The organism is Nocardia sp. 852002-20019_SCH5090214 (assembly GCF_001665865.1).
GTDB classification, from domain to species: domain Bacteria; phylum Actinomycetota; class Actinomycetes; order Mycobacteriales; family Mycobacteriaceae; genus Nocardia; species Nocardia nova.
Window position 1 is genome coordinate 1 of record NZ_LZMK01000175.1, and the last position, 1,867, is coordinate 1,867.

General features: G+C 65.7%; 2 protein-coding genes. Both read left to right on the plus strand.

Annotated elements, in window-relative coordinates:
- The first annotated feature begins 256 nt into the window (after positions 1–256).
- Positions 257–790, plus strand: a complete 534-nt coding sequence (locus tag A5780_RS13885) for a hypothetical protein (RefSeq protein ID WP_156769495.1) — start codon at positions 257–259, stop codon at positions 788–790.
- 10 nt (positions 791–800) lie between these two features.
- The gene (locus tag A5780_RS13890; RefSeq protein WP_064908623.1) at positions 801–1,715 is read left to right on the plus strand and encodes a nucleotidyl transferase AbiEii/AbiGii toxin family protein; all 915 of its coding nucleotides are present in this window, start codon (positions 801–803) and stop codon (positions 1,713–1,715) included.
- Positions 1,716–1,867: the final 152 nt, after the last annotated feature.

The window sequence follows — 1,867 nt, forward strand, 5'->3', positions numbered from 1 at the left end:
CCGGCGCGGAACCCGCAGCGCTGACGTGGCTTTCCACATCTCGGCTCTCGATCGCGACGACTGGCGTCTGGTGGATGGGCTTCCGGTCACACGACCGCTGCGCACGGCCACGGATCTGGCCGCGGCCCGGATCGACGGTGGCCATCTGGCCTCCGTGGTCCGAGACGCGGTACTGACCGGTGATGCCTCGATCGACGAATTCGCTTCCGCGCTCAGGCCATTCGCGCACCGGTACGGGGTGAGGGCCGGGGCGGGAATGGAATTCGTCGAGCATCTGATCGAGGAAGCCGGGGTGCCCGAATCGGCCTCCGCAGTAGTGGCCGCACCTGCAGCGCGAGCGACCGCGATGGCCGCGGCGCCGCGGATCAACATGTTCGAATGGGCGGGGGTGGGCGCTCACGACCTGCTGTCGAACGAGCATCGTCTACCGCGTTCTCTCATCCTTGACGGCCTGGTGAACGCGAACATGGCCTCGGAGCAGGTGGCGGCCGTCTACAAGTCCCTGGCGGCCGACGCCTTGGGAAAGATGACGGCTGGTTTCTACGAGGGCATCACCGACTCGTTCAGAAACGCCTTCGTGCACAGTCCTGCCTTCACCGACATGCTGCAGACGGCTGTCGCGAATCCCGGCTTCGAGGAGGCGCTCAAATCGTCGACTGCGGCAGCATTCCAGGCGATCGTCGTGCCGCAGCTGCGCGGGGCCGCGGCCTCGGATTCCGGCGTGTCTTCCGCTGTGGAGCCGGCCACCGAGGACGATGATGAACGCTCGATCTCCGAGCGCACCGAGTGATGAGGGTCTGGTGAGGAAGCAGTACACCGACAGGGGGTTTCAGGGTGCGCTGAACGAGCGCGCCCGGAAACTCGCGAGAAAGTCGTCGCGTCCACAAAGTGTTCTGCTGCGTGAATTCTTCATGCACCGGTTTCTCGCGCGGGTCTTCGCCGAGGCGGGCTCGGGTTGGATCCTCAAGGGCGGCATGAGCCTTCTGGTGCGACTGCCGGGGGCCCGTAGCAGCCGAGACGTCGATCTTCTGCATCGCACCGCGAGCTTCGACGACGCCTTCGACGAACTCCGGACCCTGGTCGGTCGTCAGTATCCCGAACTCGACCCGCTCACCTTCCAGCTCGACCGGCAAGGCAGCGAGGACCAGTCCGGGATGAGCGTGATGAAGCTGCAGGCCACACCGTATGCCGGCGCAGTCCCGTTCCAGGGGTTTCCCATCGACCTCACCGTCGGGCGTGAACTCGTCGGCGAAATCGACTATCTGGCACCCGAACACGCGATCGATATCCCCGGCACCGTGGCGCGGGCACCGGAATTCGCGTGCTATCCCCTGGCCGATCAGGTCGCCGACAAGTTCGCGGCCATGTACGAGTACCGCAGCGGCTACCCGTCCACCCGGTGGCGTGACCTTGTCGACCTGCTCCTGATCATCAACCACTGCACGCTGGACGCCGCCAGAACCCTTGCGGCGCTGCACAAACAAGTCGAGCAGAGGCCGCTCCTGGAAGCCCTGCCCCAGCAGGTGCACTCCCCGGGCCCGCGATGGGCGGAGAGCTACCCGCCCCTGGCGAAGGAAACGATGCTGCCCACGGCGCTGCACACCCTCGACGCCGCCCTCGAACTCCTCGGCATCTGTATGAACCCCCTCCTCAACCAGGGCATCGTCGAGGGCACATGGCAGCCGAGCACACGCTCCTGGAAGTCACTGGTCTAGAGGTGCCAGCAGACGCACACCCCGTGCTGGACTGCGCGTCGATGCCGCCGGCCGAGACCGCACTGTCATCTCGCCGTCCGGAATCGTTGTGGCACCAACGCCAGGTGGCAATATTGGCTCGTGAGCAGTAACAGGAATGCGCCGCAGGAGAA